The 24,328-nt window shown below is 60.8% G+C and carries 28 protein-coding genes; 14 read left to right on the top strand and 14 right to left on the bottom strand.

The window, feature by feature from the left end; genetic code table 11:
- Positions 1–5 precede the first annotated feature (5 nt).
- Genes SynPROSU1_RS12460 through SynPROSU1_RS12430 form a run of 7 tightly spaced genes read left to right on the top strand, consistent with a single transcriptional unit; the run spans position 6 to position 5,453 of the window.
- The gene (locus tag SynPROSU1_RS12460) at positions 6–1,196 is read left to right on the top strand and encodes a citrate synthase (RefSeq protein WP_186570770.1); all 1,191 of its coding nucleotides are present in this window, start codon (positions 6–8) and stop codon (positions 1,194–1,196) included.
- A 27-nt stretch (positions 1,197–1,223) separates the two neighbouring features.
- Positions 1,224–2,342, top strand: a complete 1,119-nt coding sequence (gene nuoH / locus SynPROSU1_RS12455; RefSeq protein WP_186572393.1) for an NADH-quinone oxidoreductase subunit NuoH — start codon at positions 1,224–1,226, stop codon at positions 2,340–2,342.
- Between the two features lie 59 nt (positions 2,343–2,401).
- On the top strand, positions 2,402–3,049 hold the full coding sequence (gene ndhI / locus SynPROSU1_RS12450) for an NAD(P)H-quinone oxidoreductase subunit I (RefSeq protein WP_186570769.1): 648 nt from the start codon (positions 2,402–2,404) through the stop codon (positions 3,047–3,049).
- Positions 3,046–3,645 (top strand): NADH-quinone oxidoreductase subunit J, encoded by a 600-nt coding sequence (locus tag SynPROSU1_RS12445; RefSeq protein WP_115024450.1) that lies wholly within the window; start codon positions 3,046–3,048, stop codon positions 3,643–3,645. Before ndhI ends, SynPROSU1_RS12445 begins: the two co-directional genes overlap by 4 nt.
- Positions 3,645–3,974, top strand: a complete 330-nt coding sequence (gene nuoK, locus SynPROSU1_RS12440; RefSeq protein ID WP_006851948.1) for an NADH-quinone oxidoreductase subunit NuoK — start codon at positions 3,645–3,647, stop codon at positions 3,972–3,974. Before SynPROSU1_RS12445 ends, nuoK begins: the two co-directional genes overlap by 1 nt.
- Positions 3,975–3,992: 18 nt before the next feature.
- The gene (locus tag SynPROSU1_RS12435; RefSeq protein ID WP_115024446.1) at positions 3,993–4,943 is read left to right on the top strand and encodes an NAD(+) kinase; all 951 of its coding nucleotides are present in this window, start codon (positions 3,993–3,995) and stop codon (positions 4,941–4,943) included.
- A 3-nt stretch (positions 4,944–4,946) separates the two neighbouring features.
- Positions 4,947–5,453: a CYTH domain-containing protein gene (locus SynPROSU1_RS12430; protein WP_186570768.1), complete on the top strand. Its 507-nt coding sequence runs from the start codon at positions 4,947–4,949 to the stop codon at positions 5,451–5,453.
- 208 nt (positions 5,454–5,661) lie between these two features.
- Here the strand turns inward: SynPROSU1_RS12430 and SynPROSU1_RS12425 are convergent, their stop codons facing one another.
- Entirely contained in the window at positions 5,662–5,940 is a 279-nt protein-coding gene (locus SynPROSU1_RS12425) for a helix-turn-helix transcriptional regulator (protein ID WP_186570767.1), read from the bottom strand.
- Positions 5,941–6,019: 79 nt separating this feature from the next.
- Between SynPROSU1_RS12425 and SynPROSU1_RS12420 the strand changes: the two genes are divergently transcribed.
- The gene (locus tag SynPROSU1_RS12420; RefSeq protein ID WP_186570766.1) at positions 6,020–6,913 is read left to right on the top strand and encodes a methylenetetrahydrofolate reductase; all 894 of its coding nucleotides are present in this window, start codon (positions 6,020–6,022) and stop codon (positions 6,911–6,913) included.
- On the opposite strand, the gene SynPROSU1_RS12415 is transcribed toward SynPROSU1_RS12420, so the two are convergent.
- The 6 genes from SynPROSU1_RS12415 to SynPROSU1_RS12390 form a co-directional block, all read right to left on the bottom strand.
- Entirely contained in the window at positions 6,894–8,072 is a 1,179-nt protein-coding gene (locus tag SynPROSU1_RS12415; RefSeq protein ID WP_186570765.1) for an NDP-sugar synthase, read from the bottom strand. The genes SynPROSU1_RS12420 and SynPROSU1_RS12415 overlap by 20 nt on opposite strands.
- A gap of 47 nt (positions 8,073–8,119) precedes the next feature.
- Positions 8,120–9,022, bottom strand: coding sequence for a segregation/condensation protein A (locus SynPROSU1_RS12410; protein ID WP_186570764.1), 903 nt, complete (start codon positions 9,020–9,022; stop codon positions 8,120–8,122).
- A 58-nt stretch (positions 9,023–9,080) separates the two neighbouring features.
- Positions 9,081–9,482 carry a lipopolysaccharide assembly protein LapA domain-containing protein gene (locus SynPROSU1_RS12405; RefSeq protein WP_186570763.1) on the bottom strand — a complete coding sequence of 134 codons (402 nt, stop codon included), beginning with the start codon at positions 9,480–9,482 and terminating at the stop codon, positions 9,081–9,083.
- A gap of 67 nt (positions 9,483–9,549) precedes the next feature.
- Positions 9,550–11,187: an NAD(P)H-quinone oxidoreductase subunit 4 gene (locus tag SynPROSU1_RS12400; RefSeq protein ID WP_186570762.1), complete on the bottom strand. Its 1,638-nt coding sequence runs from the start codon at positions 11,185–11,187 to the stop codon at positions 9,550–9,552.
- Positions 11,188–11,280: 93 nt separating this feature from the next.
- On the bottom strand, positions 11,281–13,290 hold the full coding sequence (locus tag SynPROSU1_RS12395; RefSeq protein WP_186570761.1) for an NAD(P)H-quinone oxidoreductase subunit 5: 2,010 nt from the start codon (positions 13,288–13,290) through the stop codon (positions 11,281–11,283).
- 34 nt (positions 13,291–13,324) lie between these two features.
- On the bottom strand, positions 13,325–14,056 hold the full coding sequence (locus tag SynPROSU1_RS12390) for an NnrU family protein (protein WP_186570760.1): 732 nt from the start codon (positions 14,054–14,056) through the stop codon (positions 13,325–13,327).
- 81 nt (positions 14,057–14,137) lie between these two features.
- On the opposite strand from SynPROSU1_RS12390, the gene SynPROSU1_RS12385 reads away from it, so the two are divergent.
- Positions 14,138–15,127 carry a LysR family transcriptional regulator gene (locus SynPROSU1_RS12385; protein ID WP_186570759.1) on the top strand — a complete coding sequence of 330 codons (990 nt, stop codon included), beginning with the start codon at positions 14,138–14,140 and terminating at the stop codon, positions 15,125–15,127.
- Here SynPROSU1_RS12385 and SynPROSU1_RS12380 read toward each other — a convergent pair.
- On the bottom strand, positions 15,118–15,756 hold the full coding sequence (locus SynPROSU1_RS12380; RefSeq protein WP_186570758.1) for a DUF3172 domain-containing protein: 639 nt from the start codon (positions 15,754–15,756) through the stop codon (positions 15,118–15,120). The two genes, SynPROSU1_RS12385 and SynPROSU1_RS12380, sit on opposite strands and share 10 nt — an antisense overlap.
- Positions 15,753–16,100 carry an NAD(P)H-quinone oxidoreductase subunit M gene (locus SynPROSU1_RS12375; RefSeq protein WP_186570757.1) on the bottom strand — a complete coding sequence of 116 codons (348 nt, stop codon included), beginning with the start codon at positions 16,098–16,100 and terminating at the stop codon, positions 15,753–15,755. Before SynPROSU1_RS12375 ends, SynPROSU1_RS12380 begins: the two co-directional genes overlap by 4 nt.
- A gap of 88 nt (positions 16,101–16,188) precedes the next feature.
- On the opposite strand from SynPROSU1_RS12375, the gene pds reads away from it, so the two are divergent.
- Both pds and SynPROSU1_RS12365 read left to right on the top strand, forming a co-directional pair.
- The gene (gene pds / locus SynPROSU1_RS12370; protein WP_186570756.1) at positions 16,189–17,607 is read left to right on the top strand and encodes a 15-cis-phytoene desaturase; all 1,419 of its coding nucleotides are present in this window, start codon (positions 16,189–16,191) and stop codon (positions 17,605–17,607) included.
- A gap of 3 nt (positions 17,608–17,610) precedes the next feature.
- Positions 17,611–18,519 (top strand): phytoene synthase, encoded by a 909-nt coding sequence (locus tag SynPROSU1_RS12365; RefSeq protein ID WP_186570755.1) that lies wholly within the window; start codon positions 17,611–17,613, stop codon positions 18,517–18,519.
- Positions 18,520–18,600: 81 nt separating this feature from the next.
- Here SynPROSU1_RS12365 and SynPROSU1_RS12360 read toward each other — a convergent pair whose 3' ends face one another.
- Positions 18,601–19,032, bottom strand: coding sequence for an RNA-binding protein (locus SynPROSU1_RS12360; RefSeq protein WP_186570754.1), 432 nt, complete (start codon positions 19,030–19,032; stop codon positions 18,601–18,603).
- Positions 19,033–19,093: 61 nt separating this feature from the next.
- A complete protein-coding gene (locus SynPROSU1_RS12355) occupies positions 19,094–20,287 on the bottom strand; it encodes a CCA tRNA nucleotidyltransferase (protein WP_186570753.1) in 1,194 nt (397 codons plus the stop codon).
- 31 nt (positions 20,288–20,318) lie between these two features.
- On the opposite strand from SynPROSU1_RS12355, the gene SynPROSU1_RS12350 reads away from it, so the two are divergent.
- From SynPROSU1_RS12350 to SynPROSU1_RS12340, 3 genes are read left to right on the top strand one after another with little or no spacing between them, the layout of a single operon-like run.
- The gene (locus tag SynPROSU1_RS12350) at positions 20,319–20,570 is read left to right on the top strand and encodes a Ycf34 family protein (protein ID WP_186572392.1); all 252 of its coding nucleotides are present in this window, start codon (positions 20,319–20,321) and stop codon (positions 20,568–20,570) included.
- Positions 20,531–21,190 (top strand): tRNA (adenosine(37)-N6)-threonylcarbamoyltransferase complex dimerization subunit type 1 TsaB, encoded by a 660-nt coding sequence (gene tsaB, locus SynPROSU1_RS12345; RefSeq protein ID WP_255444678.1) that lies wholly within the window; start codon positions 20,531–20,533, stop codon positions 21,188–21,190. The genes SynPROSU1_RS12350 and tsaB overlap by 40 nt, the downstream gene beginning before the upstream one ends.
- Positions 21,190–21,765, top strand: coding sequence for a YdcF family protein (locus SynPROSU1_RS12340; RefSeq protein WP_186570752.1), 576 nt, complete (start codon positions 21,190–21,192; stop codon positions 21,763–21,765). The genes tsaB and SynPROSU1_RS12340 overlap by 1 nt, the downstream gene beginning before the upstream one ends.
- On the opposite strand, the gene SynPROSU1_RS12335 is transcribed toward SynPROSU1_RS12340, so the two are convergent.
- The 3 genes from SynPROSU1_RS12335 to SynPROSU1_RS12325 are packed head-to-tail and all read right to left on the bottom strand — an operon-like array spanning position 21,728 to position 24,322.
- Positions 21,728–22,381: a 1-acyl-sn-glycerol-3-phosphate acyltransferase gene (locus SynPROSU1_RS12335; RefSeq protein WP_186570751.1), complete on the bottom strand. Its 654-nt coding sequence runs from the start codon at positions 22,379–22,381 to the stop codon at positions 21,728–21,730. The two genes, SynPROSU1_RS12340 and SynPROSU1_RS12335, sit on opposite strands and share 38 nt — an antisense overlap.
- On the bottom strand, positions 22,378–23,274 hold the full coding sequence (gene fabD, locus SynPROSU1_RS12330) for an ACP S-malonyltransferase (RefSeq protein WP_186570750.1): 897 nt from the start codon (positions 23,272–23,274) through the stop codon (positions 22,378–22,380). Before fabD ends, SynPROSU1_RS12335 begins: the two co-directional genes overlap by 4 nt.
- Before the next feature lie 28 nt (positions 23,275–23,302).
- Positions 23,303–24,322, bottom strand: coding sequence for a beta-ketoacyl-ACP synthase III (locus SynPROSU1_RS12325; RefSeq protein ID WP_186570749.1), 1,020 nt, complete (start codon positions 24,320–24,322; stop codon positions 23,303–23,305).
- Positions 24,323–24,328: the final 6 nt, after the last annotated feature.

The following is a 24,328-nucleotide window of genomic DNA, read 5'->3' as shown; positions in this document are numbered from 1 at the left end:
AGGCGGTGGCCCAGCAGCAGACAGGAGACCTGCGTCATGCGCGGACCGGGATCGAGCTGCGGCCAGGCCTCGATGGTGTTCCTGCGACCCAGTCAGCCATTTGCGATATCGATGGAGACCAGGGCTTGCTCACCTATCGCGGCTATCCGATGCAGGATTTGGCGGCGAACAGCAGCTTCCTTGAGACGGCTTTCCTGCTGATCTGGGGAGAGCTCCCCAATCGCGAAGAGTTGGTTGAGTTTGAACACGCTGTGCAAATGCACCGACGTGTCAGTTTCCGGGTGCGGGACATGATGAAGTGCTTCCCGGCCAGCGGCCATCCGATGGATGCCCTGCAATCGAGTGCAGCATCCCTCGGCCTGTTCTATTCCCGCCGGGCCATTGACGACCCGCAATACATCTATGACGCGGTAGTGCGGCTGATTGCCAAGATCCCGACGATGGTGGCGGCGTTTCAGCTGATTCGCAAAGGCCAAGATCCGATTCAGCCTCGGGATGATCTGGCCTACTCCGCCAACTTCCTGTACATGCTCACGGAGCGGGAGCCTGATCCCCTGGCGGCGCGCATTTTTGATCGCTGTTTGATGCTTCATGCCGAGCACAGCCTCAATGCGAGCACCTTCAGTGCCCGTGTCACCGCCAGCACCCTGACGGATCCCTATGCCGTGGTGGCCTCTGCAGTCGGCACCCTGGCAGGGCCGCTCCACGGCGGAGCCAATGAAGATGTTCTCGCCATGCTGGAGCAAGTGGGAAGCCCCGAGAACGCTGGTGCCTTCCTCGACGATGCCGTCGCGTCCAAGCGGAAGGTTATGGGTTTCGGCCACCGCGAGTACAAGGTCAAAGATCCCCGCGCTGTGATCCTGCAGTCGCTGGTTGAGGAAATGTTCGACAGCTTTGGCCATGACGACCTCTACGACGTGGCCCGAGCGATTGAGCAGGAAGCGGAGTCCCGTCTCGGCCCGAAAGGCATCTATCCCAACGTGGATTTCTATTCCGGGCTCGTTTACCGCAAGCTCGGGATTCCCAGGGATCTGTTCACGCCTGTCTTCGCGATCGCCAGGGTCGCCGGCTGGCTGGCCCATTGGCGTGAGCAGCTGGGGGCGAACCGGATTTTTCGGCCCTCGCAGATCTACTCCGGGTCACAGCCACGCTCCTGGATGCCCATCGAGGAGCGAGTTTCGGCTCCGGCCGCCTAAGTTGCACCCACTTCCGTCGACACCATGGTGAGTCCGGGACTTGACCTGGAATTGAGCTTTAGCCAGGCGCTGCAAGGCTTAGGCCTCTCTCCAGAAGTGGCGAGGCTGCTTTGGTTGCCGCTGCCCATGCTGCTGGTCCTGGTGGCTGCAGTTGTGGGTGTGCTGGTTTCGGTCTGGCTGGAACGCAAGATTTCCGCCGCCGTTCAGCAGCGGATCGGTCCGGAATATGCCGGCGCTCTTGGTGTGCTTCAGCCCTTGGCCGACGGCCTCAAGCTGCTGGTCAAGGAAGACATCATTCCGGCGCGGGCCGACAGCCTGCTCTTCACCCTCGGCCCGGTGCTGGTGGTGGTGCCGGTGATCATTTCTTGGCTGATCATTCCCTTTGGTCAGAACCTGCTGATCAGCAACGTGGGCGTTGGGATCTTTCTTTGGATCTCCTTCAGCAGCATTCAGCCGATCGGCTTGTTGATGAGCGGCTATGCCTCTAACAACAAGTACTCGCTGCTCGGGGGACTGCGGGCCGCTGCTCAATCGATCAGCTACGAAATTCCCCTGGCTCTGGCGGTTCTTGCCATCGTGATGATGAGCAACTCGCTGAGCACGGTCGACATCGTGGGCCAGCAGACCGGTGCCGGCATTTTGAGTTGGAACATCTGGCGTCAGCCGGTGGGCTTCCTGATTTTCTGGATCTGTGCACTGGCCGAGTGCGAGCGGCTCCCGTTCGACCTCCCTGAAGCAGAAGAAGAGTTGGTCGCTGGCTACCAGACCGAGTACGCGGGCATGAAGTTCGCCCTCTTCTACCTGGCGGGTTACATCAACCTGGTGCTCTCGGCCGTCCTGGTAAGCGTTCTGTATCTCGGTGGCTGGGGCTTCCCGATCCCTGTGGAGTGGCTGGCCGGCTGGTTGAACCAGCCCATCGATGCACCTGTGGTGCAGGTGATCACGGGCACCGTTGGCATCGTGATGACGGTGTTGAAGGCCTATCTGCTTGTGTTTGTGGCCATCCTGCTGCGCTGGACCACCCCCCGCGTCCGCATTGACCAGCTGCTTGACCTGGGCTGGAAGTTCCTGCTGCCCCTGTCCCTGGTGAATCTTCTGGTGACAGCAGCCCTCAAGCTGGCGTTCCCCGTTGCATTCGGCGGCTAGGTTTTCCTACCTAGGATTTCCTCGTTTCCGTCTCCGCTTCGTTCTCTCCCCTTCAGACCATGTTCGGCTTCCTCAAACAGGTCGGTGATTACACCCGGGATGCAGTCGATGCAGCTCGGAATCTGGCCCAAGGCTTTGCGGTCACGTTTGACCACATGCAGCGCCGTCCGGTCACGGTGCAGTACCCCTACGAGAAGCTCATTCCTTCCGAGCGTTATCGGGGCCGAATTCACTACGAATTCGACAAGTGCATCGCCTGTGAGGTGTGCGTCAGGGTGTGCCCGATCAACCTGCCCGTGGTGGATTGGGTGATGAACAAGGCCACCAAGAAGAAGGAGCTTCGCAACTACTCCATCGATTTCGGTGTCTGCATTTTCTGTGGCAACTGCGTGGAGTACTGCCCCACCAACTGCCTTTCGATGACGGAGGAGTACGAGCTGGCGGCGTTTGATCGCCACAGCCTCAATTACGACAACGTCGCCCTTGGACGGCTTCCCACCAGCGTCACCACCGATCCTTCCGTCGTGCCGTTGCGCGAGCTGGTGTATCTCCCTGCAGGAGAGTTTGATCCCCATACCGTGCCTGCCGATCGGCCTCGGGCAGGCAAGCTTCCTTCCGAGGTCCTCGAGACGTTGCCCCCGCCGGCGAAGCCTGCTGCCAAGAATGAGGGACAATCCTCCAGTGAGGACAAGGAGGGCGACGCATGACCATCGCGACCACCACCGAGCTGATCTGTTTTCTGGTGCTGTCTGCCGTTGTGGTGGTTGGCGCCCTAGGTGTGGTGCTGCTCAGCAACATCGTCTATTCCGCCTTTCTGCTGGGCGGTGTGTTCACAGCCGTTGCAGGTCTCTATCTATTGCTGAATGCGAGCTTCGTGGCTGCGGCCCAGATCCTGGTGTACGTCGGCGCAATCAATGTGCTGATCCTGTTCGCGATCATGCTCGTGAACAAACGGGAGGATTTGAAGGCCATCGCCAACCTCACCACCCGACGGGTGGTATCGGCCGGCGTCTGCGCCGGCCTCCTGGCTCTCTTGGTTCGCGTTGTGGTCACCACCCCCTGGTCGCTTCCAGGTCCCGCCGCCGTGGGTGAGGAGGCCACCGCGCGCATTGGTGAACACCTGTTCACTGATTACCTCTTGCCGTTCGAGGTGGCTTCAGTGCTGCTGCTAATGGCCATGATCGGCGCCATCGTTCTTGCCCGTCGCGACGTGCTGGCCACCGATGTGGTCACCGGTGAAGTGGCTGACCAGGGCCTGATCGAGAAGGCCCGTACCCCCCTGCTGATGAACCGAGCGGACTGATGAGCGATTTACTAGCCACGCTTCCCTCCCTTCAGGCCTACCTCCTGGTGGCCGCCATGCTGTTTTGCATCGGCGTCTGGGGACTGATCAACAGCCGCAATGCGGTGCGGGTGCTGATGAGCATCGAGCTGATGCTGAATGCGGTGAACATCAATCTGATGGCCTTCTCCTCCTTTGTGGATGGCGATCTGATCCGCGGCCAGGTGTTCGCTGTGTTTGTGATCACGGTGGCTGCCGCTGAGGCAGCAGTCGGTCTGGCCATCCTGCTGTCGCTTTATCGCAATCGCGTTACCGTCGACATGGAGCAGTTCAACCTGCTGCGCTGGTAATTCCCGCACACCTGGATCATGCGTCTCGATCGGGTCTGGGTGATCTATCGGGCCGATAGTCAGCCTGCTCAGAGGGAAGCTCGCCAATGCGCCAAGGAGCTGAAAGCCCTTGGAACGCATGTTGTGACTGCGATGTCAGGGCCGAGGGTGAACCCTTTCCCAGGCTTGCTGGCTGTTGAAGACGCCTTGCCCGACCTCGCTCTGGTGCTGGGGGGGGATGGCACGGTTCTTGGGGCTGCCCGCCATCTTGCGGTGCATGACATCCCGATCCTGAGCATCAATGTGGGAGGCCATCTGGGCTTTCTCACCCACGATCGCCGGGTGTTGCGTGGCGATCAGATCTGGCAGCGACTTCAGGACGATCAGTTCGCGATCGAACGGCGCATGATGCTTCAGGCCATGGTCGATCGCCGCTCCGCTGAAGAACGAACGGCATCCCCTGGCCTGTTGCAACAGCCGGATCTGGAAGATGACGAAGAGCACCACTGGGCCTTCAACGACTTCTATCTGAGGGCCTATCGCGATGAGATTTCGCCCACCTGCACCCTGGAGTTGGAGATTGATGGAGAAGTGGTCGACCAGGTGCGTGGAGATGGCCTGATTCTCTCCACGCCCACCGGATCCACCGGTTACGCCCTGGCGGCGGGGGGGCCGATCCTGCATCCCGGCATTGATGCCATCATCGTCGCCCCGATCTGCCCGATGAGTCTTTCCAGCCGAACGCTGGTGGTGCCGCCGCGGGCCAGGTTGGCGATCTGGCCCTTGGGTGCCGGCGATCACCGGATCAAGCTCTGGAAGGACGGTGTGGGCTGCACAGTTCTGGAACCAGGTGAGTGCTGTGTCGTTCAGCAGGCGCGTCACCATGCCCTGATGGTGTTGCTGAATCAAAGTCCCTCGTATTACAGAACGCTGTCGCACAAGCTTCACTGGGCGGGAAGCCTGCAGGCGGCGCAGCCGTCCCAGAATTGATCCATGGCTCTGGAGATTGAACGACGTTTTCTGGTGCGCTCTGACGCCTGGCGCAGCAGTGCCGGCCCCGGACAGGCCCTACGACAGGGGTACCTGGCCGCAAGTGCAGAGGGGATGACAGTGCGGATCCGCCTGCGCGGCACGGATCAGGCCTGGCTCACCCTCAAGGCGGCTGCTGATGCCGTTGGCCTGGTGCGACACGAGTTCGAGTATCCGATTCCGGTGGCGGATGCTGAGGCCCTTTGGGATCTGGCACCGCACCGCCTGGACAAAGTCCGCTACGCGTTGGATTGGCCTGGTGGTGACTGGGTGGTGGATTTCTTTCAGGGAGAAAACGCCCCATTGGTGCTGGCGGAGGTGGAGCTGGCGTCGGCCCAGGTCGATTTGACGATTCCACCCTGGTGTGGAGAGGAGATCACCGGAGAGTCCCGCTGGAGCAATGCGGTGCTGGCGCAGCATCCGGTTCAGGCTTGGCCGGTGGAAGCTCGGCGTCGTTTTGGTTGGGCTTAAGGGCGGACTGGATTTATCTTCAGATTTCCTTTAGCTTTGAGAGATCCTTATTGGTGGTCGTTTCCAGTGGTGGGTCTCTACGACACAACTGGAATGCTGCGCTTTGCGGGATCCAGCTTGGAGGCTTGCCTCGAATACGCAATGCTGTTTCAGATTCCCGTTGGTCCCAGCTCCTTGCAAAGCCTGCCGGAACCTGTCTCCTCAACCATCAGGGTGAAGGGGCATCGTTTTCTGGAAGGACGCAACAGTTGAAGCCATCGCGGCAGATCTTGCCGTTGTCCATCGCCCAGTTGAGCAGAGCCACCCTGTTCTTTGAACCGGTTTTGGTGAACACGTTGCTCACATGGTTGTCGACCGTTCGTTTGCTGATGGTGAGACGATCAGCAATTTCCTGATTGGTCAGTCCCTCTGCCACGAGCTCGATGATCTCGATCTCCCTGGCAGAGAGGGAGATCCCGAGAGGATCAATTCCATCGAGGGAGGACATGACTGACCACCGTTGGAGTCATGCTAGTCCGGACCGTTGCTCTGATCCTGCATAGTGGGCCGGTGAAACGGATTGAGATTTGAGGACGGCGCTGCAGCGCGCGATTGAGACCGGGGATCATGTGGTCACGGCCGAGGTGATGCCTCCCCGCGGTGGCGATCCATCGCACATGCTGGCCATGGCAGAAATCCTGCGGGGCTGCGTTCATGCGGTGAACGTGACCGATGGCAGCCGGGCCGTGATGCGGATGAGCAGTCTGGCGTCCTGCAAGTTGCTGCTTGAAGCCGGTTTGGAGCCCGTCTTGCAGATGGCCTGTCGGGATCGCAATCGCATTGCCCTGCAGGCTGATCTCCTTGGGGCTCATGCATTGGGGATCGGCAACCTGTTGTGTCTCACCGGAGATCCGGTGCGGGCTGGAGATCAGGCGGATGCGCGGCCGGTGAATGAATTTGAGTCTGTGAAGCTGTTGCAGCAGGTGCAGGCTCTCAACCGGGGTGTCGATCCCGTTCAGGGCACCCTTCCAGATGGGGAGACCACGCTGTTCGCTGGCTGTGCCGCAGATCCACAATCCAGGAGCTGGAGCGGCTTACAGCGCCGGTTGCAGCGCAAGCAAGCCGCGGGAGCCCGCTTCGTTCAAACCCAGATGGTGATGGATCCTTCAGCGCTTGAGCGCTTTCAGCATGAGTTGGCCGGTCCCCTGGACCTTCCTGTGCTGGCTGGTGTGTTTTTGCTGAAGTCAGCCAAAAATGCCCGGTTCATCAATCGTGTTGTTCCGGGAGCCTGCATCCCCGATGCGTTGATCGAACGGCTTGAGTCCTCGGAGAACCCAGCGATGGAGGGCGTGGAGATCGCCGCTGAACAGGTGAAGCGTTACCTCGGCATCGTGCGCGGGGTGCACTTAATGGCGATTAAGGCTGAGGAGCGAATTCCGATGATCTTGGAGCGGGCAGGACTCAGCTCGCTGCCTGGGTGAGATCCGTGCCCAGAAGCTCAGCCATGGCTTTCTGCTGGGGGGACGGTTCCACCAGGTCCTGACGCCGGGCGTCGGTGATCAGCCAGTCAAGGGATGCTTCCTGCAGGTCGAAGTGGTCACCGTCCTTGCCCACGCAGTAGCGCCCGAACACCAGTTTCTCCAGCAGCTGCACGCCTGCACCGATGCGCGAGTAGTCAAAAATGATCGAGTTATCCACCGTGGCGCCCTCGCAGATGTGGCAACTCGGCCCGATCATGGTGGGGCCGATGATCGTTGCACCGTCTTCGATCTTGGTCATCCCGCCCACGTAAACGGGACCGGTAACGTTGATTTTGTCCCAGTTGGCGGCCACATTTAGGCCGGTATAAACCCCTGGGCGAACCTCTTTACCGGGAATTCCCACCTGGCGCACATCACCCATCAACACACTGCGGATGGCTTGCCAGTAGTCGGGAACCTTGCCGATATCCACCCATTCGAAATCCATCGGAATGGCATAGAAGGGTGCACCCAGCTCGGCCAGTTTCGGGAACAGGTCAGACCCGATGTCAAACGATTGCCCCGAGGGGATGTGGTCGAAAATCTCCGGTTCGAAGATGTAAATACCGGTGTTGATTGTGTCGCTGAGGGCTTCGTCGACGCTGGGCTTTTCCTGAAAGCTTGAAATTCTGTTCTGGTCATCTGTGACCACAACGCCGTAGCTGCTCACCTGGTCCTTGGGGACCCGCTTGGTGACCAGGCTTGCAATGGCACCCTTCTCACGGTGCAGACGCAGAGCTTCGCTGAGATCGAGATCGATCAAGGCATCTCCGCAGAGCACCACGAAGGTGTCGTCGAAGAAGTGTTGGAAATCCTGGATTTTTTTAAGTCCGCCGGCGGATCCCATCGCATTGCCGATCAGTTCGCCGTCTTCAATCCGCCCTTCAAAGCTGTACGCAATTTCAACCCCGAAACGCTGACCATCCCGAAAGTAATTTTCAATCTCTTCGGCGAGGTGAGAGACGTTCACCATCACCTCGGTGAAACCGTGCTCCTTGAGCAGTTCCAGCAGAAATTCCATCACCGGCTTCTGCAGGATTGGAATCATCGGCTTGGGGATCACATGCGTGATCGGTTGAACCCGCGTCCCCTTGCCAGCCGCCAGAATCATCGCCTTCATTGGCGTTTCACGGGGGTCATTACAGGGTAGTGACCATAGACCCGGTCTTAAGCCGCCACGACTGTCCGGGTCGGCGATGGATCTGGCACCTGAAGGCTGCGGATCGGCAGTTGTGTCGCGGTGCCACTTGCAGGGATGAACTTCAACCGCAGTGGGCCGTGAAGCCAGCCCTCTTGCTCCAGTTCCACCCTGCCCTGGGAAGAGAGAAACAGCAGAGCCCAGAACACCCCGACGCGGTCCCGGTCAAGGTCAGCGGCTGCGGCGACCTCCCATCTCTCCACGAGCTGATCGAAGCCCACCCACTCCAGTGCAGTCTCCCAACCGTTGAGAAACACACCCAGGGCTGCGGTGGTTTCCGGGAGTTTTTCGCGGTGGGCCAGTCCGGCGACCTGGGCAATGGCTTCGCGATTGCTGTAGCGCTTTTGCCGTTTTCGGCGTCGCGCTTCCAGTTCGTCCGATTCCAGTTGCTCAGCGATCGATTCCAGTTGTTCGATCAGCTCCCCAAGGGTGACGGGGCGTCTTAATGGGGGTGGAGCCACGGGCCGCCTCTGCAGATGACGTTCCGGCCGTCGGGGCAGATCGAAGGCGGGATCGAGCCAGCCCTGCTCATCGAAGTCCGCATCGAAGTGGTCTTCGACTTCAGGTGGGGGGGGCAGCATGCTGGTTTCGAGCATCTCAGCCTTGAGCCCCACCAGCACGGAGGCGGCAAGGAAGGCTTCGCTGCTTTCGGCAAGGTCCCGTTCGTAACTGCCGCCCCGTCCGGCCAAGACGGCTGCTACCCGACCGGGAACCTCAATGCGTTGCCTGAGTTGATCCAGAAAGCCGTCGATGACAGCGATCACATCCACATCCCAGGGATCGAGATCCCCTCGTTCCGCTGCATCTTGCAAAAGCCGGATCGCAAGGCGGGCTCCAGCGTCAGCGCCGTCGTTGGGGGCCACCTGGAGCAAGTCAATTCACCCTCTTCCGGCAAGGTATCGGGCCCCAACCGTTGCCGCCAGTGCTGTCTCAGGCTGCACTGCTGCTATCGGTGGCCTCTGAATCGTCGCTATCGTCGCCCTCTGCACTGCTCGCGCTGACGGTGGTGGCGGGAAGCAGACCCAACTGGGTTTCAACGGTGGAGCGATACCGGTTGAGGTCGGTTTCCAGTTCCTGGATGCGCACTTGCTGTGCTTCGTATTCGTTCGCCTTGCTGAACTGTTCAACGTTGTTGAGCATCCCCGTCCAGGCGGCAAAAAACCAGGCTGCTACTGCACCGAATCCAGCCACAAGAAGCAACAAACCTGCAAGGGGCAGGGTGTATTCCATGCCTGGCAACACATGCACGGTGGTGGCGTTGGTGTTCGCCAGCGTGAAGAACACGGTGATCAGTCCGAAGCTGAAGATCAGGCCGAAGTTGATCTGGCGCATGGTCTGGGGGAGCGATACTTGAACTTACGGACAGTTGGTCGCTCCCGAACAAGAATCGATACGTGATTTATGACGCGCCCACGGCTGGGGCCTGGATCACGGCAGGAACCGGGGCCTGGCCTCGAATCAAGGGGGCCGTTGGAGACATGACCTGCTCCATGGCGCCCAGGTTTCGATTTACAAGGGCTTCAATCGAGCTGCGGTAGCTGTCGGTCATCAACTTGGGGTAGAGCCCGATCCCGATGATCGGCACCAGCAGGCAACCAATGATGTAAACCTCCCGCGGTTCCGCATCCACAAGGTTGGTGTGGGACACCAGCTCCTCCTTTTCCTTGCCGAAGAAGATCTCCCGCAGCATCGAGAGCAGATAGATCGGCGTGAGAATCACGCCAACAGCGGCCAGACCGCAGATCACCACCCGGAAAGGAAGGGTGTAGGCCTCATCCGTGGCGAATCCGGCAAACACCATCAATTCACTGACGAATCCGCTCATGCCCGGAAGGGCTAGGGAGGCCAGGGCACACACGGTCCAGAGCGCGAACATGATCCGCATCTTCTGGCCAATGCCCCCCATCTCATCCAGCTGAAGGGTGTGGGTGCGGTCGTAGGTGGCACCCACGAGGAAGAACAGACTGGCCCCGATCAAGCCGTGGCTGATCATCTGCAGCATGGCGCCACTGGTGCCGAGTGCGCTGAAACTGCCCACACCGATCAGCACAAAACCCATGTGGCTGATCGAGCTGTAGGCGATCTTCCGCTTCAGGTTGCGCTGGGCAAAGGATGTAAGGGCGGCATAGATGATGTTCACGACCCCCAGAACAATCAGGAGCGGTGCGAACTGGGAGTGAGCCGCTGGCAGCAGTTCACAGTTGAAGCGCAGCAGGGCATAGCCCCCCATCTTCAGCAGGATGCCGGCCAAGAGCATGTGCACCGGTGCTGTGGCTTCGCCATGGGCGTCCGGCAGCCAGGTGTGCAGGGGCACGATTGGCAGTTTCACACCAAAGGCGATCAAGAGCCCGGCGTAGCAGAGCAGTTGAAAGCCCGTGCCGAAGTCTTTGGCTGCAAGAGCGGTGTATTCAAAACTGGGGGCGCCTCCTCCGAAAAAGCCCATGGCCAGGGCAGCCAAGAGGATGAAGAGAGAGCTGCCAGCTGTGTAGAGAATGAATTTGGTCGCTGCGTACTGGCGTTTCTTTCCTCCCCAGATAGCCAACAGCAGATACACCGGGATCAGTTCCAACTCCCAGGCCAGGAAGAACAGCAGCATGTCTTGCACCGCGAAGACGGCGATCTGGCCGCCATCCATGGCCAGGAGCAGGAAATAAAACAAGCGCGGCTTGAAACTCACCGGCCACGCAGCTAGGCACGCCAGGGTTGTGATGAAGCTGGTGAGCAGAATCAGCGGCATCGAAAGCCCATCCGCTCCCACCGCCCAGGTGAGCCCCAGATCGGGAAGCCAGCTCACCCGTTCGGACAGCTGCAGGCCACTCAGGCTGGGGTCATAGCCGGTCAGGTAGGCCGCAACGGTGATCAGAAAGGTGATCAACGTCACGATCAGGGCATACCAGCGCACCTTCTTCCCGTCCCCTTCGTCGGGAACGAGGGGAACCAGAAGAGCACCCACGATCGGCACCAGGATCGATAGGCTCAGCCATGGCACCGTGGCCTGCACCGGCTCGCCAAGTCCGGCGACTGCGAATTCGAACACGCTGTGAATCCGACCTTTACTGGTTGGATCGTAGAAATCATGGCCGCTGTGTCATCACCTCGATAGGCGATGACACACATGTCTGATCAGGGCTTAAGAGATCGGTCCGCCAATCACACCGAACAACACCACCAGACCGATCACGCCAGCGAACACGATCAGGGCATAGAACTGCGCGCGTCCGGTCTCGAGATACTTCAGTCCCTCACCGCTTCCGAGGGTGAGCAGTCCGGTGAGGTTGACAACACCATCAACCACTTTCGCGTCCACTTCGAGAACCTCCCGCGCCAGTTTGCGGCTGCCTCGCACAAACAACTTCTCGTTGACCACATCGAGATACCACTTGTTGGCAAGGAAGGCATTCACCGTTGGGAAGCGGGCGGCGACCATCTCCCCCAGATCGATCCGGTGCAGTGCATAGGCCAGAACAGCGATGGTGATGCCCGTGACAGAGATGGCCACCGATGCGCCCGCCAGTGGGAGGAAGTCCCCCCAGCTGAACTGTTCTGCCATCTCGAGAGCTTCCTCAGGGTTCAGCAGTCCTGCGAAGCGGCTGTTCCAGGGCGTTCCAAGAAGACCAATTAGCACCGACGGCACTGCCAGCACCGCCAAGGGTGCCGCCATGGGCCAGGCGGACTCGTGCACGCTGCCGCCATGGGGGTGGTGCTCCGAAGGATCCTTGCCGGCTGCGGTGAGAAGTTGGGTCTGCATGGCGGTGTCGTTGCCGCGGAATTCACCTTCGAAGGTGAGGAAGTAAAGGCGGAACATGTAAAAGGCCGTCATGCCCGCCGTCAGGAAGCCCACCACCCAGAGCAGGGGGTAACTGTTGAAGGCCTGACCAAGAATTTCGTCTTTGCTCCAGAAGCCCGCTAAGGGCGGAATGCCACTGATGGCAATGCAGCCGATGAAGAAGGTGATTGAGGTGACGGGCATCTTTTTGCGTAGGCCGCCCATCAGACGCATGTCTTGGGCGAGCACCGGCTCGTGACCCACGACCTCTTCCATGGCGTGGATGACGGAGCCGGAGCCCAGGAACAGCATGGCTTTGAAGAAGGCATGCGTCACCAGGTGAAAGATGCCGGCGACCGGGGCGCCACAACCCATGGCCAGCATCATGTAGCCGAGCTGGGAGACAGTGCTGTAGGCCAGCCCCTTTTTGAGATCCATCTGGGTGAGGGCGATGGAGGCCCCAAGGAAGCAGGTGATCGTGCCGACAACGGCGATCACGGTCTGAACGACCGGGAACTGGGCATACAGGGGATCAAGGCGTGCCACCAGGAACACCCCTGCTGCCACCATCGTTGCGGCGTGAATCAGGGCTGAAATGGGTGTCGGCCCTTCCATGGCATCCGGCAGCCAGACGTGAAGAGGGAACTGGGCCGACTTGGCCATGGGACCCATGAACACCAGCAGGCAGAGCAGCAGCGCTGCCCATGGAGCCACGGTTCCGGTGGCCAGGCCGTTCTGCAGACCATCGGCGATCCCCTGAAAATCGAAACTGCCGGTGGCCCAGAAGAGACCAAGGATGCCCAGCAGCAGGCCGAAGTCACCGACCCGGTTCACCACAAAGGCTTTCTGGGCGGCATGGGCGGCACCATCGCGGTCGTACCAGAAACCCACCAGTAGGTAGGAGCACATGCCAACCAGCTCCCAGAAGACGTAGATCTCAAGGAGATTGGGACTGATGATCAGCCCCAACATCGAGCTGCTGAATAGAGCGAGGTAGGTGAAGAAGCGCACATAGCCCTTGTCATGGGCCATGTAGCCATGGGAATACACGAGCACCAGCAAGGCGATGGTGGTGACCAGTGCGAGCATCACTGCCCCAAGTGGATCCACCACATAACCCATCGGCAGAATGAAGCTGCCAGCACTGGCCCAGACGAACAGATGCTCGACCGGTGGGGCGCCGCTGAGTTGGTTGAACAGGATGCTGTAGCTCAGTACCGCAGCTGCCCCGACACAGGAAATCAACAGCAGCGCAACAGGTTTGCGCAATCGGTTGATGGTTCGGTTGAAACTGATCAACCCCAACCCGGTCAGCACGGCTCCGAACAGGGGCAGAACTGGAATGAGCCAGGCGAGTTCCTCGGCCGAGGGCATCCGCAAGCAGCAGGTTGAAGCGAGTGTAGGCAGCTCAGCCCAGCAGGTTCTCGAGTGCTGAATTGCGCATCAACCCTGCAGCAGTCGGAATGAAGCGATGCGCCCACCAGAAGACGCCGACGGCGATGGCGATGCCGAGTTGCGCGGGCCGGATGAATTCCTGCCACTGCAGCTGCTGCCGTCCATCCAGAACTGCGGCGAAGGGCACGATGGAGGTGCTGGCCTTGAGCTCGTCAAAGGCCTCGCCAAAGCGAACCTTCAAACGCCGATCGCCATGCCAGACGGCGAAGAGGTGATGGCCGATCAATCCCACGCAGGTCAGGAGCATGAAGCTGCTGCCGATCCAGAGGGCGTGGGTGAGGCACCACAGAATTTGTCCGATGGCCTGAGGATGCCGGCTGATGCGGATGATCCCTGTGGCGTAAAGACGCACTTGTGGTTTCAGCACTGCCGGGATTTCCAGCAGGTTGTAAGTGGCTGGATAGAGGAACAGAAAGCTGATGGCTGTTCCAATCCACACGAGCGGAATCACGCCCGGGACGCCCTGCAGATTCCAAAGCCGCACCCCGTCGTAGCGATGGGCCAGAAACCATCCGATCACTACCACGGCCGAGGGAATGCTGGCTGCCGCGAAGATCAGCCGCCAAGCCCGTGCTCCGATCACGGCCTCAGCGCGGGTGCGCAGGGCTGCCCCACCGCTGTGAATCACCGCAAACAGGATCAGCAGCAGCAGCATCACGATGCTGCTGTGGTGAGTCGAGGCCATGGCCGCTGGGTTGGGAGGGCGTGATTCTGGCTGGTGGACCCGGCAGTCCTAGATTTCAGGCGTTCCCCCGGGTGTTCCGCGGTGGCTGATCTGCCGTTCACCCTCGACCAGCTGCGGATTCTTCGCGCGATTGTGAGTGAGGGCAGCTTCAAGAAAGCCGCCGACAGCCTTTACGTCACCCAGCCCGCCGTCAGCCTTCAGATCCAGAACTTGGAGAAGCAACTGGAGGTGTCGCTGTTCGATCGCGGCGGGCGGAAGGCTCAGCTCACCGAAGCAGGCCATCTGCTGCTGAGTTATTGCGACAGGATCCTCAGCCAATGCCATGAAGCCTGCCGGGCTCTGGATGATCTCCACAACCTCAAAGGTGGCTCCCTGATTGTCGGTGCGAGTCAGACCACCGGCACTTACTTGATGCCCCGGATGATCGGCTTGTTCCGCCAGAAGTATCCGGAGGTGTCGGTGCAGCTCCAGGTCCACAGCACCCGACGCACGGGCTGGAGTGTGGCCAATGGCCAAATCGACCTGGCCATCATCGGCGGTGAATTGCCGGCGGAACTCAATGAGCTGCTGCAGGTGGTTCCCTATGCCAGTGACGAGTTGGCGCTGGTGTTGCCGGTGAAGCACCCGTTGGCTCGACTGGCTGAACTCACTAAGGAAGACCTGTATCGCCTGGGCTTTGTCTGCCTCGATGCGCAATCGACCACCCGGAAGATGGTCGACCAGCTTCTGGCCCGTTCCGGCCTGGATGTGCAACGCCTGCGCATTGACATGGAGCTGAATTCGCTGGAAGCGATTAAAAACGCAGTTCAGGCGGGTCTCGGTGCCGCCTTTGTTCCCGTGGTGTCGATTGAGCGGGAGTTATCTGCGGGAACGATTCACCGCCCTCAGGTGGCCGATCTGCAGGTGCGCCGTCAGCTCAAGCTGATCACCCATCCAGCCCGCTACTGCTCGCGCGCCTCAGTGGCGTTTCGCAATGACGTCTTGCCGGTTTTTGCCAGTGCCGATAGCCCCATTCGCCAGGCACCGAAAGCAGTGCCTGAGGCGATGGCGGAGCAATTGCTTCAGAACTGATCGGCCTCTGGCGTCAAGCCGACCGAGTCGTCAGCCACGCCGCGGGTCAGGAATTTGTTCTGGCTGATATCGGTTTGGTACACGCAGCGAACGACGGGTTTGTCCCGAACGGAGCCGATGTAGGCAAAGGTGTTCATCCGTTGTTTGCATTCCCGCTCCTGTTCGGAGGTGATCGCCCCTTCCTTGCGCAGCACCGACCAGTTTTCCCGACGGATCACGCAGCCCGGTTGCAGCGTTGGCTGGGTTACAAAGCTGCTGGAGGGGTTGAGCGTGGTGTACATCTCGATGTCCATGACGAAGGCGCTCGCCCCCCATTGCCGGCAGAATTCCGGGTCGGGAACGGCCATGTCCAGTTGCTGGGAACTGGCGATGTTGCCCTGATCGCCCTGGGTGGTGCTGGTGACAGCGCTTCCAATGCCGATCCCCACCACAAGAACGCCCGCCAAGACGGCAACGGTGAGGGTGCTGAATTGAAAGGGGCCTTGGCCTCCTCCACCGCCTGGCGGTGGGCCGGGAGGACGGCCGTATCCGCCACGGGGCGGAGCGTCGTAACGATCACGCTCACCGCGGTCATAGCGGCCATCCCGAGGTCGGCGGCCGCCGCCGCGGTCGTAGCGCGAGCCGGTCACAACAGTTCAGGGGTGCGGGGCAGGCCCATGGAGAAGTTCTGCACACGGCCATCCGGGTTGTAGCTGAGTTCTCCGGCCTGGAGCAGCTGTCGGATGAATCCCTCAAGGTCGGTGCCGATCCGGCGCAGGGTGTAGTCACTCAGCTCACCGCCGGCAGCGCCATCCACCAGCTCCTTGAAGCGTCCTTGCACCTTGGCGAGGCTGGCGTCGTCCCACAGGAATTCGTTGTCGGGATCCAGATCCAAGGTGAGCTGGTCGTCCGAAGGGACGAGATCCTCCTCCTGGAGGGCTGCTGTGAACAGGCGCACGTGGCGGGTGGTGCACTTGAGAAGGGTGTCAGCCAAGACGCGCCCACGGGAAAGCTGTCACGACTTTAAGAAGCGAACGGGGGGCAAGCTCTTTTAAGGTTGCTTTCACTTTCGAGACGGCCGCATGCGCGTCGCTATTGCCGGAGCTGGTCTTGCAGGACTCTCCTGTGCCAAATATCTGGCGGATGCCGGCCACACGCCGATCGTTGTCGAAGCCAGGGATGTTCTCGGCGGCAAGGTCGCAGCCTGGAAAGACGAGGACGGCGACTGGTACGAGACCGGCCTCCACATCTTTTTTGGTGCTTACCCGAACATGTTGCAGCTGTTCAAAGAGCTGAACATCGAAGACCGGCTGCAGTGGAAGAGCCATTCGATGATCTTCAATCAGCAGGATGAACCAGGCACCTACAGCCGCTTTGATTTTCCTGATCTGCCAGCACCTGTGAATGGAGTGGCCGCGATCCTGGGAAATAACGACATGCTGAGCTGGCCTGAGAAAATCAGCTTCGGCCTGGGCCTTGTGCCTGCGATGCTCCGGGGTCAGGGATATGTCGAAGAGTGCGACAAATATTCCTGGACCGAGTGGCTGCGGGTCCACAACATTCCCGAACGGGTGAACGATGAAGTGTTCTTAGCGATGAGCAAGGCGCTGAATTTCATCGATCCCGATGAAATCTCTGCCACGGTTGTGCTTACAGCGCTCAATCGTTTCCTGCAGGAGAAGAACGGTTCCAAGATGGCTTTCCTCGATGGGGCGCCCCCGGAGCGGCTTTGCCAGCCGGTGGTCGAGCACATCGAATCACTTGGAGGTGAAGTGCACCTCGACAGCCCCCTGCGCGAGATCAAGCTCAATGACGATGGTTCGGTGGCGGCCTTCCATATCGGAGGTGTGAAGGGCAAGGAGAGCTTTGATCTCACGGCCGATGCTTATGTCAGTGCCTTGCCGGTGGATCCCTTCAAGCTGCTGCTGCCTGAGCCCTGGAAGCAGATGGAGGTCTTCAGCAAGCTGGATGGACTCCGCGGTGTGCCCGTGATCAACCTGCACCTCTGGTTCGATCGCAAGCTCACCGATATTGACCACCTCTTGTTCAGCCGGTCGCCCCTGCTCAGCGTCTACGCCGATATGAGCATCACGTGCAGGGAGTACGAAGACCCCGACAAGTCGATGCTCGAGTTGGTGTTCGCGCCAGCCAAGGACTGGATCGGTCGTCCCGATGAAGAGATCATCGAGGCCACCATGGGCGAGCTCACGAAGCTGTTCCCGATGCATTTTGGTGGTGATAGCCCCGCCACCCTGCGTAAATACAAGGTCGTGAAGACACCCTTGTCCGTCTACAAAACGACCCCCGGTTGTCAGCAGTTGCGTCCAGATCAGACCACCCCAATCAAGAACTTCTTCCTGGCAGGGGACTACACGATGCAGCGCTATCTCGCTTCGATGGAAGGTGCTGTCCTCAGTGGCAAGCTCTGCGCCGGTGCAGTGGACCGCAAGACAGGTCAGCTGGCATCATCGACCTCTTCCAGTGAGCCCGTGACGGCCTGAACCATGCCCCTCGCCTCCCCGGATCTCGACGCAGCCTTCGAGGCCTGCCGTCGCGAGACCGCTGAGTGGGCCAAGACGTTCTATATCGGTACGTTGCTTTTGCCCCCAGAGAAGCGGCGTGCCATCTGGGCGATTTATGTCTGGTGCCGTCGTACAGATGAGTTGATGGATAGCCCGGAGGCCCAGGCGCGTCCGGTAGAGGAGCTGGCTGAGCGGCTCGACCGCTGGGAGGAAAAGACCCGTGCCTTGTTCGCTGGACGGGTGGAGGACGACCTGGATGCGGTGATGGTCGACACCCTGGAGCGGTTCCCTCAGGGCATCCAGCCTTATCTCGACATGATTGAAGGCCAGCGGATGGACCTCACCTGGACCCGCTACCCCCGCTTTGAGGACCTCAAGCTCTACTGCTATCGCGTTGCGGGGACCGTTGGCTTGATGACCCAGGGGGTCATGGGTGTGGATCAGGCTTACACCTCAGCCCCCTGGAGTGACTGTCCAGACACATCTGATGCGGCCGTTGCCCTCGGAATTGCCAATCAGCTCACCAACATCCTTCGGGATGTTGGTGAAGATCGTGGACGCGGCCGCATCTATTTGCCCCAGGAAGATCTTGAGCGCTTCGGCTATTCAGAGGATGAGCTGATGGCGGGAACCCTCAATAATTCCTGGCGGGCATTGATGCGATTCCAGTTGGAGCGGGCTCGTGATTGGTTCGCGCGTTCTGAAGCCGGGGTCCGCTGGCTGTCTGCCGATGCGCGCTGGCCGGTGTGGACATCGTTGCGGCTCTATCGGGGCATCCTGGATGAAATTGAACGGGTCGACTACGACGTGTTCAATCACCGTGCCTACGTGGCCAAGGTCAACAAGCTGCTGGATCTGCCGCGGTCCTTCCTCCTGGCCCAGGCACGCTGAGGTTTGAGTCATCAAAAAGCCCCCTGCCGGTGAAACGGGCAGGGGGCAAGAGGCGTTTCGCTCAACCAGATCGCTGATCGATCAGACCGCAGTCTTCTGGTCGGCAAGCAGATCCTTGAGCTTGGACAGCTCACCGGCCCAGCGGGGATCAGGAGCACCTTCGCTCTTCTCGTCACTGTGAACCACCTTGTTGACCGCTTTGCGGGCCACCTGAGGCTGGCCTGCTGCGTTGGGGGCCCCACGACGGTTGCCACCAGCGTTGTTGTCCCGTCGTTCGGAACGCTCGATCCGCAGGGAGCTGCCACCGAACTCCTTCCCGTTCAGCTGTTCGATCACTGCATCGGCGAGCTTGGGGTCGTCGACATTGGCAAAGCCGAATCCCCGGCAGCTGCCGGTTTCGCGGTCGAGAACCGACTTGAACCGAATCCCCTCTCCCACTGACTTGAGCAGAGCCACCAGCTCCTGTTCTTCAAAGGTCTGCGGCAGGTTGCCGATGTACAGGCGGATGCTCATGAAAGAAAGAAAATGCGATCTGTCGGTGTCTGACCGTCATCATTGACACCTGCAAAGTTAATCACAGAGCGTCGCTTTCACGTGTCAAGAAACGTTTGGCTTCCTCAACAGCCTCTGATGGGGTCTTGAGTCGCCCGAAGGCATGTTCAAGCTTTAGATGATGCAGCAGTCGTCCGAGAAGGGGCCCGGGTTCGATCTCTAGGGTCTTGAGGATGCTGTTGCCATCGATGGGTGCTCTGGGGTGGAACAGGGGGTCATCAGCGTCGCGCCACCGACGCAGCCAGATCCCTTTCTCAGCCATCGGCAATTGAAGCGCTATGGCGGGGAGATCCTGTCCCAGCTCGTCATGCAACCGCATCCGTTCGTGCTCTTGCAGCGACTCAGGTGTTTGGCCGGTACGCAGCTGCCAGAACCGCAGGCGTTCGCAGCGCTGGCGTAGGGCGCGACTCGCTCGAAGTTGAACCATCCCGTCATCACTGATCAGGGCTGTCAGCCGCGCCAAGGGCAGAGCGACGGCGGCTTCCTCCTTGCTCAGTCCTTCGGTGTCTGCTGGCGCTGGTGGTTGCCCCTCGGCGGCCCAGGGGCGCAGCAACGGCACGTTCTTCAGGGTTGCGATCGCTGCATCGGCGTGTTCGCCCCGCACCAACCGCTGCAGTTCCGTCAAGATGCGCTCCGGTGCTGCCTCCGGCAACCGTGCGGCATGACGTTCAATCCAGCCCATCGTCTGGCTGGAGATCATGAGCGGGATCTCCGCCACCAGCCGCAAGCCCCGCAGCAGCCGCAAGGGATCGTCGGTGAGGTTGGCTTCCGAGACAGCTGTCAGGGACCCCTTCTGGATGTCCGTCAGACCACCAGTGGGGTCCCACAGCTGCCCCCAGGGTTGGAGAGAAACAGCGATGGCATTCAGTCGGAAGTCGCGGCGCCAGAGGTCATCTTCGATATCGGCACCGTCCTGTCGGGCGATGTCGACTGTCCAGCCACCAACCACCAGCCGGGCAATGCTCCGCTCCGCATCCAGCACCACACACGTGCCACGCAGGTCCTGGGCCAAGGATCGGGTCAGGGCGATGGCATCCGTCGGGACCACGAGGTCAAGATCGGGTTGATCCTGGAGCCGGTCGAGCAATCCATCCCGCACCGCTCCGCCAACCAGCGCCGTCCCTTTGGGGAGCCGTTCCAGGGGAAGCGGCCACTCGGCTGGTGCCAGTCGCGCTCGAAGCTGGTCAAGCAGTGCGTCGCCAGAACCTTGGGCCATCAGAATGGGAGAGCGAACTGCCTTTGGCGGCATGTGCATCTGCGTGGATTGCAGCTGGGTCGACCGTTGTCAGGCCTATCACGCAGTTGAGCGTCAGCATGGCGTTCCGCATCTAGCGGAGACCCCCGATTTTGAGCCAGATGCACCGAAGATTCATATTTCGGTGATGGATCTCCCCGACGGCAAGGCCGGAATTGAGTGGGATGTTCGTTCGTGCTCCAGCTTCAAGGCTGACCCTGGTCGATGGCAGCGTTGCTGTCCTGGGCAGGAGCTTCCCCGATGACGGCCTTGCCGCTGCTGCTCGCTCTGCACAGCTGCTCGGATCGTTTCGGCATGGCGCTGCAGGACCCTGAGCAGCCTCAAGCAGGGTCTGTAGTGCAGGTCCATCCGGATGGACGGGGACTCTCCAACAGTCTGATTTCGCGTGTTCAGGCGCTCCTCCCCCCTGAGCGTTGGCCCCAGTTGCAGGGCCTTGCCGTGGCAACGGGACCGGGGGGGTTCACCGGTACCCGACTGACGGTGGTGATGGCGCGCACCCTGGCGCAACAGCTGGGTTGCCCCCTGCTCGGGGTGAGCAGTTATGCCTTGATGGCGCCCCGCCTGGTGAAGCAACTGCCGGGATCGATGCAGGAGCAACCGTTCTGGATCACCCAGGAGTTGCCCCGCCGCGGGGTGGTCGGTGGCCAGTACCAGATCAGTTCAGGGCGGGTTCACGAACTCAGCTTGCCGGCGTTGTTGCCGGAGGGCTCGTCTCCCCAACCAGCTCTTGTGGCTGAACTTGATGTGGCTGAGGATGTGGCGCGATTGCTGCAGTTGTTGCAGCGCAGCCATGCGGCTGGTGCAGCGCTGCCCTGGCCCACCGTGTTGCCGATCTATCCCACCTCTCCGGTTGGGACGGTCTGATGGCGGGACTGCGTGCAGGTCTGCTGCTGGGTGCTGGTCTCATGGCCTGGTTGCTTGGGCCCGGACCGCTGTCGCCCTATCGACAGGCTCTTCTGGACCGCAGCCCCCCGCAATTGGTGTTGGTGCTCGGAGGGGATGTTGACCGGGAACGGATGGGAGCCCGTTTGGCGCGTCAGCTTGATCTGCCGCTCCTGGTCAGCGGCGGTAGCAATCCTGAGTACGCCGAATGGATGCTCAGTGAGGAGCGCTTCAATCCAGACCGCGTCACCCTTGATTACCGGGCCCGCGACACCCTCAGCAACTTCACGTCCGTCGTGGATGAGCTGCAGGCGGATGGCGTCCGTCACGTGTTGCTGGTGACCAGCGAGGACCACCTGCCCCGATCGATGGCGGTAGGGCAGGTGGTGGCTGGCAGCCGTGGAATTCAGCTCACGGGAGTTCCCGTGGCCTGTCGAACGGATTGCACACAGGAGGGTCGCGTGAAGCAGTGGAGTGACTGGTTGCGCGCTGTGGCCTGGGTGCTGACGGGCCGAGACCTCAGGGATGCTGCGGACCCTGGTCCAACAAAGCATTGATGCGTTCCTGCAGCAGGGCTGTGGTGGCATCCAGATCGGGCCTGCGGCGGCTGGCTGGTGCTGGGATGGGATCACCGATCCGCAGTTGGATGGGCACCAGGCGCGGCCAGTTGCGACCTGTTCCCAAGGCGCGGTGGCTGTTATGGATGGCGACAGGCAGCAGGGGGGCTCCAGTGCGAGCTGCCAGAAGGGCTGCACCTGGGAGTGGGTTGTTGATCCGACCGTCGCTTTGTCGCGTGCCGTCCAGAAAAACACCGGTGGCCCAACCCTCCTCGAGCCGTGCTGTTGCGGTGCGGATCGCTTCGCGATCGCTGGCGCCCCGCCGAACGGGGTAGGCACCGCAGGCCCGAATGATTGGTCCCAGCAGCGGGATGCTGAACAATTCCGCCTTGGCCATGAAGGCAACGGGGCGGCCCAGGGCATGGCCCAACAGGGGGGGGTCCAGATGGGAGCCGTGGTTGGCTACCACCACGAGAGGCCCTTGCATCGGCACACGGTTGTTGCCAGCGGTCGAGCCGCGGAACAGCAATCGAAACACCGGGAAAACCAGCAGGTTGCTGACCAGCCGATAGGTGAAGCTCGGCTTGGGGGTGCGGACGAGGCTGGATTGACTCACTGTCCGAGATCTCCTGCCCCGGCGATCTGAGCGGTGGTCACGCCGCTCATGCTGCGTTTCGCCAGGCCACTAAGCACATTGCCCGGTCCGATTTCCACCAGGGTGTCCACACCGCTGTCGGTCATGGCAGCCATGGTTTCGCGCCAGCGAACCCCAGTCGTCATCTGCTGCTTTAGACGCTCTTTAAGCTCGTTCGCGCTGGTGCTGGCACTGGCGGCGCTGTTGCTGAGCACCGGAACGCGGCCATCCTGAAACGGCACGTTGTCCAGTACAGCGGCGAAGCGCTCAGCAGCTTTCGCCATGAATGGGGAGTGGAAGGCTCCGGAGACGGCCAGAGGGATCGCGCGCTTGCATTTCAGGGCCCCACTTACGGTCTGCACGGCCTCTGGAGAGCCGGAGATGACCACCTGGGCATCGCTGTTGTCGTTGGCAATGTTGACGCCGTCCGTGGCGGCTACCAGCTCATCCAGCTGACCGCGATCAAAGCCGATCACGGCCGTCATGGCACCGCCTCCAGCGCTCGCCATCAGTTCTGAGCGGGTTTTCATCAGCTGAAGACCTGTTTCCAGCCCAAACACTCCAGCGCTGTAGAGGGCGACCAGCTCGCCCAGGCTGTGGCCAGCCACCAGCGCAGGCTCGCGGCCCTGCTGATGAAGGTTGTCGGCCAGCAGCGATTCGATCACGAACAGGGCCGGCTGGGTGTTGCGGGTGTCGTTGAGATCATCCGGTCCCTCACCGCCGCCGTTGTCGCCCTGGCAGATCGCCAGCAGATCGCGCCCTAGCAGCTCGGAAGCCATGGCGAAACGCTCGCGGGTGCCATCGATGCTGAGCAGCACTTCTGCCATGCCCACTTTTTGAGAGCCCTGACCGGGAAAGACCCAGGCGATCGCCATTGCTGTTTTCTGCTGACCGTGCCGGAGATTAGGCGGGCCCGCTCCAGCGGAAGAGTGCTGCACCCCAGCTCAATCCCGCTCCGAAGCCACTGCTGGCGATGCGGTGTCCGGGTTGGATGCGCCCATCGCGCACGGCTTCGTCCAGCATCAAGGGAATGGTGGCCGCTGATGTGTTGCCGTAGTGCGCCAGGTTGCTGAGCACTTTCTCGGATGGGACAGAGAAGCGATCTGCCACTGCATCAAGGATTCGCTGGTTGGCCTGATGCAGCAGCAGCCAGTCCACGGCATCTGCGGCGACGCTTTTCTGTTCGAGCAGTTGCTCGAGAATGGCTGGCACTTCGCGCACCGCGAATTTGTAGACCTCCTGCCCGTTCATCTGAATGGGTTCGAAGCCGCCGCACTGATGGCTGGCGTCCCCCACAAGGGACTTGCGCTCGCTGACCTGGGGAAGCTGGAGCACCTCGCCTCGGCTGCCATCAGAGCGCAGCAGGAATCCCTCCAGATTGTCTTGGCCATTTTTTGATGCCTCCAGCACCACGGCGCCGGCCGCATCACCGAACAGAACACAGGAGCGTCGGTCGTCCCAGTTCACCCAGCGGCTCAGTTGATCGGCTCCCACCACGAGGATGCGGCGCATTGCCCCACTGCGCAGGTATTGGGCGGCGGTCACCGTGGCAAACAAAAAGCCGCTGCAGGCAGCTGTGAGATCAAAGGCCACGGCATTGGTGGCACCGAGGCGAGCCTGCAGCCGTGGTGCCGAGCCGAACAGGTCGTCTGGGGTGGAGGTGGCCAACAAAATCAGGTCCAGGCTGTCGGCCGACCAACCGGCCATGGCCAGAGCCCGTTCCGCTGCCAATCCGCTCAGTTCGGTGAGGGATTCATCCGCATCGATCACCCGACGCGCCGCAATCCCGGTGCGACTCCGTATCCATGAATCGCTGGTTTCAACCCGCTGGCCGAGTTCAGCGTTGCTAATCGAGCGGCTGGGCGTCGCGCTGCCAGACCCCCGGAACAACACCCCCCTGGTTGTGCTGAGCGGCTCGACCAAGGCGGA

Origin of the sequence: Synechococcus sp. PROS-U-1 (assembly GCF_014279755.1) — a bacterium.
Taxonomy (GTDB): Bacteria; Cyanobacteriota; Cyanobacteriia; order PCC-6307; family Cyanobiaceae; genus Parasynechococcus.
This window is presented reverse-complemented; position numbering and strand designations above follow the sequence as displayed.